The organism is Telluria antibiotica, assembly GCF_011682055.1.
Taxonomy (GTDB): Bacteria; Pseudomonadota; Gammaproteobacteria; order Burkholderiales; family Burkholderiaceae_D; genus Telluria; species Telluria antibiotica.
This window is the reverse complement of the sequence record NZ_JAAQOM010000031.1, coordinates 22,374-29,194: the sequence shown is the minus strand read 5'-3', so window position 1 is coordinate 29,194 and position 6,821 is coordinate 22,374. Positions and strand designations below refer to the sequence as shown.

Sequence of the window (6,821 nt, the reverse complement as noted above, 5' to 3'; positions counted from 1 at the left end):
GCCGCCAGCGTTCAATCTGAGCCAGGATCAAACTCTTCAGTTTAATCTCTGTTTTTGCTACTTTCGTAGCATGTCGCTCACTCAAAATACTGACCGTCACTCATTGCTGAGCAACGTATTTCTTTTGTGTGAACATTTGATAATTTAAGCATTCAGCACCCCGAAGGATGCTGGCACCTCATCAAACGCCCACACTTATCGACTGTTTATTGTTAAAGAACTCTTGTATTCGGTACTGCCTTGCTGCGCTTGCGAATCGTTGTGTTCGTCAGCAGCAGAGGAATGAGATTATGCAGTGCTTCGCTTAACTCGTCAACCCCTTCTTTTTCTGAAGCGCACTCGACGTAATCGATCTGACAAGCTTAACTAGTTGATTCAGTTAAACTTTTTTATGCGCTGCAGAAGCAGGACGCGCACTGTAGCAAACCCGCCACCGTCTGCGCAAGTGCGGCCGTTGCGTGCACGAAAAGCTGGCATCCAGCTTGCTTACTGTAAGTTGCATAAAACAAAGCATCGCGCGAACGGAACATATTTGCTGGTTTGATTGTTCCTTTCCGGTACAGGTGCTACATTTGTGAACAGTCGATTCCCCACATAGAGCCGCGGTCCAGGGCCAACCAGGAGACATGGAATGACTTACCAACACGCGGCAGGCCTGCTCGTCCCCGGCGACGACATGGCGTCGATGATCGCCATCTCGCACCGGCGTTCCGAACAATTCGGCCTCACTCCCGACGCACGCCCCGATTTCGGCCCGATGTCCGGCACCGACCTGTCGTACCTGGTCGAACAGAACCGCCTCCTGTACAGCCACGCGGTCCCCGCGATGGAGACGCTGTACCAGCAGATCGCCAACACGCACAACATGGTGCTGCTGACGGACGCGCAGGGCGTGATCGTGCATTCGCTGGGCGATGCCGACTTCCTGGAAAAGGCGAACCGCGTCGCGCTGACGCCGGGCGTCGCCTGGTCCGAGGAAAGCAAGGGCACGAACGCGATCGGCACGGCCATCGCGGAGCGCGCGCCGACGACGGTCCACGCCGACCAGCACTTCCTCTCGTCGAACCACTTCCTCACCTGCTCCGCCGCGCCGATCACGGACCACCGCGGCAACGTGGTCGGCGTGCTCGACGTGAGCGGCGACCGCCGCAGCTTCCACAAGCACACGATGGCACTCGTGCGGATGTCCGCGCTGATGATCGAGAACCAGATGTTCGCGGCGACGTTCGAGAACGCGATCACGCTGCACTTCCACACCCGGCCCGAATTCATCGGCACGCTGATGGAAGGGATCGCGTCGTTCAGCCCCGGCGGCCGCTTCCTCGCGGCGAACCGCAACGGCCTGTTCCAGCTCGGCCTGTCCTTCCCCGCGCTGCAGGCCCATACGTTCAGCTCCCTGTTCGGCCTTCCCGTCTCCGCGCTGTACGACCACTACCGCACCGCGGCGCCCGGCCTGCTCGACCTGTGCATGCACAACGGCGTGCGCGTGCGCGCCCGCGCGGAACTGCGCCTGACGAATGGCGTGCACGTGCTGACGGGCGCTTTCGACGATGTTCCGCAAGCCTCCCTGCCGCAACCGTCGGCGAAGACCGCGACGCGCCGCCTGTCCGGCCTGCGCTACCTGAACACGGGCGACCCGCAGCTCGAACAAGTCATCGAGAAGGTCAACCGCGTGCTCGGCCGCGACGTGCCGATCATGATCATGGGCGAGACGGGCACCGGCAAGGAGCTGCTGGCCCAGGCCATCCACAACGATTCGCCGCGCGCGCAAGGGCCGTTCGTCGCCGTGAACTGCGCGTCGATTCCCGAAACGCTGATCGAATCGGAGCTGTTCGGCTACGAAGACGGCGCGTTCACCGGCGCGCGCAAGAAGGGGGCGATCGGCAAGATCCTGCAGGCGAACGGCGGCACGCTGTTCCTCGACGAGATCGGCGACATGCCCTACGCGCTGCAGGCGCGCCTGCTGCGGGTGCTGCAGGAACGGATGGTCACGCCGCTCGGCAGCGGCAAGTCGATCGCCGTGAACGTGGAAGTGATCTGCGCGACGAACCACAACCTGCGCCGGCGCATCGCCGAAGGCCTGTTCCGCGAAGACCTGTATTACCGCCTGAATGGTCTCGTCGTGAAACTGCCGCCGCTGCGCGAGCGCACCGACCTCGAAATCGTCGTCAGGAAGATCCTGTCTGCGGAGACGGAAACCGGCGGCACGCATACGATCTCCGACGAGGTCCTGCGGCTGTTCAAGCGCCACAAGTGGCCCGGCAACTTCCGCCAGCTGACGAACCTGCTGCGCACGGCGGCCATCATGGCCGGCGACGACGAAGAGATCTGCCTGCGCCACATGCCGGACGACTTCTTGGACGACATCGCCGAAACCTCCGAGGCCGCGCCCGCGAGCGCGCCCGCCGCGCAGCAGATGGTCGCGGCCGGCGCCAACCTCGAGGAGATGGAACTCGCGGCGATCCTCAAGGCGCTCGAGGCGAACGGCGGCAACGTGTCGGCCACGGCGCGCGCGCTGGGCGTCTCGCGCAATACTATTTATCGCAAGCTGCCGCATCTCAAGACCTCCCCCTAGACCGCCGGGAACCCGGACGACTTCCAGCGCGCGCCGTCCTTGCCGATCGTGAGCAGGTCCACACCCGGCAGGTGCGCCGCCAGCGCGTGGGCGCGGCGCGCGCCCATCACCATGAACGCGGTCGACAAACCGTCCGCTTCCAGCCCGGTGGGCGCCAGCACGGTGACACTGGCCAGCTCCGTCGGCGAATCGCCGCTGGCCGGATCGAAAATGTGGTGATGGCGCAGGTCCGAGGTGAACGCGGACGCATAATCGCCCGACGTCGCGACGCAGCGGCCATCCATCACGACGTTCGCGGCCACGGCATCGTCCCGGCGCGGATCGCGGATGCCCAGGTGCCACGGGCGCCCCTCCGCGCGGCCCAGCGCACCGTACTCGCCCGTGTCGACGAGCGCATGACACACGCCGTGGCGGCGCAGCGCGGCCAGCGCCAGGTCCGTCGCATAGCCCTGCGCGAGGCCGTTCAACGTGATCGCCATGCCAGGCCGCGCCAGCACGACGCGCTCCGGGCCCGCCTGCACCTGCGTCCAGCCGACGAGGCGCTGCGCGCGCTGTCGTTCGGATGCCGGCGGCAGCCCGTGCGCTGCATCGAACGCGCGCCACAGTGGCTGCACGGTGATGTCGAACGCGCCCTGTGAGAGACGCGACAGCGTGCGCGCATGCTCCAGCACGGCCAGCAGATGCGGGTCGGGCCCGTGCAGCACCTTGTCGCGGTTCAGCCGGAACACCTGGCTGGGCGGCTGGTGGAGACTCATCAACGCGTCGACACGGCGCGCCTCGCCCAGTGCCGCAGCGATGGCCTGCTGCGCCGCTTCGGGGTCCGCGTGGCGCACGGCGATGCTGATCGTCGTGCCGAACGCCAGCGCCGCGCCACTGTGCAGCGGCAGCCGGTCGGCTTCCGTCGCGCCGGCCGCGACGCCGGCCATGCCACCCAAGGTGGCGGCGATGAAGGTCCTGCGATGCATCATGCTCTCCCGTCCATGGACACGATCGGGATCGACCGGTTCCGTTTCCGTTCCAAGATCCGCGGCGCGCACTGTTCGTCGCTTGCGTGGATAACGACACATTCCATACATTGAAAACACTCCTCGTAGTCGACCTGCCCGCGCGGGGCGATCGCGTTGTAGCTGCAGCGGTGGCGGCAGGTCTGGCACGGTGCGCCGCATTCGGCCCGGCGCGGGATCCAGTCGAGCATGCGCACGCGCCCCAGCAGCGCCAGCGCCGCACCGAGCGGACAGAGATATCGGCAGAACGCCTTGTTGACGACCGTCGCGCCGAGCAGCAGGCCCACCGCGTACGCGACGTAAGTCCAGCCGCGCACGAAATTCAACGTGATCGCCGTCTTGAACGGTTCCAGCTCGACGAGCCGGTCGGCCTGCGCGGGCGCCCACGCGGCGGCCAGCAGGATGGCCGCCAGCACGCCGTACTTCACGCGCTTCAGGCGCGCATCGAGCACGCGCCGCACACTCACCTGCGGCAGCCGCAACGCCTGTCCGGCCAGGCCGGCGAATTCCTGCAGCGCGCCGAAGGGACACAGCCAGCCGCAGAACGTGCCGCGGCCCCAGATGAATAGCGAGACAAGCACGAACGCCCACAACGCGACGGTCAGCGGATCGAACAACAGATAATCGAGACCCCGTCCCGCGCGCAGCGCCTGCACGATGCCGGTGAGGTTGACGATCGATAGCTGGGCCTGCGCCGCATAGCCGATGAATCCAATGGTGAACAGCAGCCACGCGCGCCGCAGCCAGGCGAAGCGCCGCGCGTTCGCCACGAGCCGGCGCTGCTGCCACAACGCGCCGGCCAGCAGCGCCAGCGCCACGCCCAGCACGGCCAATTCAACGCGGCGCGCCTTCCAGCTGGCCTGCCACGCCGGCGCCGCGGCTTCCGGCGCCACGTAGTACGCTGCCGGCAGTTGGTACGGGAACGCGATCTCGCGCGTGATCCGCTCCGGATAGACGATGCCCTTGCTGCGCGTGACGGGAAGTGCGAAGTCGAGCGCGCGCGCCGGGTCGAGTCCCGCCTGGCCGATCACCCGCAACAGCAGCATCTCGTCGGCCGGCAGGTGCACGCCATCCGCCAGCCGCGGCTCGATGTCGAGGTCGCGCATTTCCACAGGCAGGCGGTCCTGGCGCAGCACGATGCCGCGCGGGACGCTGCCGCGCACGAAGTCGTCGCCAGCGATCGCATGCGGGCCGGCCGTCAGCACGAGCAGCGCATGGTCGCCCGGCTCCAGCCGGCCCTGCAGCCGGTTCCACGTGCGCGGCGCAAGCAGGTTGCGGCCGACGGCCGGCACCGAGGCCCAGGCCACCCACACGTCGATGAAGATATCGTCGGGATGCGCGAGCACCTGCGCATCCAGTCCGGCGCCGGCGCCGCCCGCGAACAGGCGCTCGACGTCGCCGTTGCGCACGCGCACGTGGCGCACGAGGCCCGCATCGAGCATCTGCTGCAGCGACAGCGGCACGAACCGGTCGGGCAGGATGCGACCGACGCGGCCCGGGTCGCGCCCCTGCGCGAATCCGAGTCTGGCGCGCGCCACTTTCAGCGCCGCCGACAGGATGCTCTGGCTGATGATACGGACGGACGCCGTCGCCTTCGACACACCGTCCAGGCTTCCCTTGCCGCCGCCGACCGTGATCCCCTGCCCCAGCGAGCGGCCGCGGTATTGCTGCACGAAGTCGTGCAGCGGCGCCTCGCCGAGACCTTCCAGGAATACGGGTTCGTGCTGCGACAGTACGGCGACGTCGAGGAAGGTCCCCTTCGGGTCGATGACGACGAGGAGGTTCGGCGGCACGCCCGCGAAGCCCGGCACGGGTGCCAGGTCGGCCGATTCGAACGCATAGCCGACGAGCTCCATCGCCGTGCCGTCCTGCTTGAACAGCGGCCATGCCGGCACGTCGGCCGCCTTGTCCCCGACCGTCAGCGGCGCGGGAAAGCGCCGCGCCAACTCCGCCTGCGTCAACGTGCCAGCCTGCGCCGGCGCGCACACCAACAACCAGCAGATGACGAGACGGAGCAGGCCCATGGCAGACGTCAGAAGAAGATGATGCCGCCGACGGAACCGCCGTTCATGCGCGCGGTGGCGCCGCCGAAGCCTTTCGAACGGGTCTGCCCGATCTCGGCCACCAGCGTGATCGCACCGTTCAGCGCATAGTAGGCGCCGGCCGTCAGGTTCGCGTTCGACTTCAGGCCGGCCGTGCCGACCGCGTCGTCGTCGTTGGCGCTGCGGCCCCACGACAGGCCCAGTTTCAGGGCGTCCGTCGTCTTGAACGTGCCCTGCACGAGGAAGTTCTTCGAGCGGACGTCGCCCTGGTCGGCGTCGGACAGGATGCCAAGTGCGCGGCCCGTCTGTGCGTTGACGAGCAGCCCGGCCGCGCCGAGCTGGTATGACGCACCGGCTTCGATGCCGTTCATCGTGAGGTCGCCGCTGCCCGCCGTCTGCGCGGTGAAGCGCTGGGTCTTCGCACCGAGCCAGGCCTTCAGGCCGTCCTGCGTGAACGTGAGGCGCGCCTGCACCTGCGGGCTCGTGCGGGTCGAGTAGCGCGGCCCGGCGATGACGGGCGTGTCGGACACGGGACTCATCACGCCGAAGTCGAAGCCGATGCCGGCATCGTTCTTCGGCGTGCTGTAGACGATCTGGCCATACGTGCCGAGATAGCTGTAGCCCGCGCCGATGTGGCCCAGCGTGACGCGGCCCCGCTGCGTGGCCTGCACGGGTGCGCCCGCGCCCACGAGCGTCATGTCGCCGAGGATCGCTTCGTGGCCGAACAAGCCGTAGTCGCGACCCAGCTTGAACGTGCCGAGATCCGCGCGGCCGAACGTGAAATACGCCTGACGGACATCGACGGTGCTGTTCTGCGCGATCGCGCTGTCCGTCGCCGTCGCGGCGTAGATGCCGATCTTCGCGGTGACGTCGAAGCCGCCCTGCGTCGACGAGACCGATGTCACGAGGCCGCTGGGCAGCAGGCCGTTGCCGATGGTGGTGCGGCGATCCTCTCCGCCGCAGCCGAGCGCGCGGCCGCCCAGCGCCAGGCCGCCGATGGCGTCGCCGCTGCACGACACGCCCGTGTAATAGGCGTTGACGATGCCGCCGACGTTGACCGTCCAGTCACCGGCCTTCAGGTCGACGGCAGATGCCTGCTGGGCGCAGACGCCCATCGAGGCCAGGACGGCCAGTAGATGAACCTTCTTCATTTGTCTCCTCGCTTTCTCGCTTGTGGTGTGAACACATCGTGTGGATGGT

The 6,821-nt window shown here is 67.1% G+C and carries 4 protein-coding genes; 1 reads left to right on the top strand and 3 read right to left on the bottom strand.

Annotation, left to right across the window (positions count from 1 at the left end):
* Positions 1-631 precede the first annotated feature (631 nt).
* Positions 632-2,575, top strand: coding sequence for a sigma-54-dependent Fis family transcriptional regulator (locus HAV22_RS30290; protein WP_229421508.1), 1,944 nt, complete (start codon positions 632-634; stop codon positions 2,573-2,575).
* Here HAV22_RS30290 and HAV22_RS30285 read toward each other — a convergent pair.
* From HAV22_RS30285 to HAV22_RS30275, 3 genes are read right to left on the bottom strand one after another with little or no spacing between them, the layout of a single operon-like run.
* A complete protein-coding gene (locus HAV22_RS30285) occupies positions 2,572-3,543 on the bottom strand; it encodes an FAD:protein FMN transferase (protein ID WP_308789253.1) in 972 nt (323 codons plus the stop codon). The two genes, HAV22_RS30290 and HAV22_RS30285, sit on opposite strands and share 4 nt — an antisense overlap.
* On the bottom strand, positions 3,540-5,603 hold the full coding sequence (locus tag HAV22_RS30280) for a 4Fe-4S binding protein (protein ID WP_166865417.1): 2,064 nt from the start codon (positions 5,601-5,603) through the stop codon (positions 3,540-3,542). Before HAV22_RS30280 ends, HAV22_RS30285 begins: the two co-directional genes overlap by 4 nt.
* An 8-nt stretch (positions 5,604-5,611) precedes the next feature.
* A complete protein-coding gene (locus HAV22_RS30275; protein WP_166865414.1) occupies positions 5,612-6,772 on the bottom strand; it encodes a porin in 1,161 nt (386 codons plus the stop codon).
* Positions 6,773-6,821 lie beyond the last annotated feature (49 nt).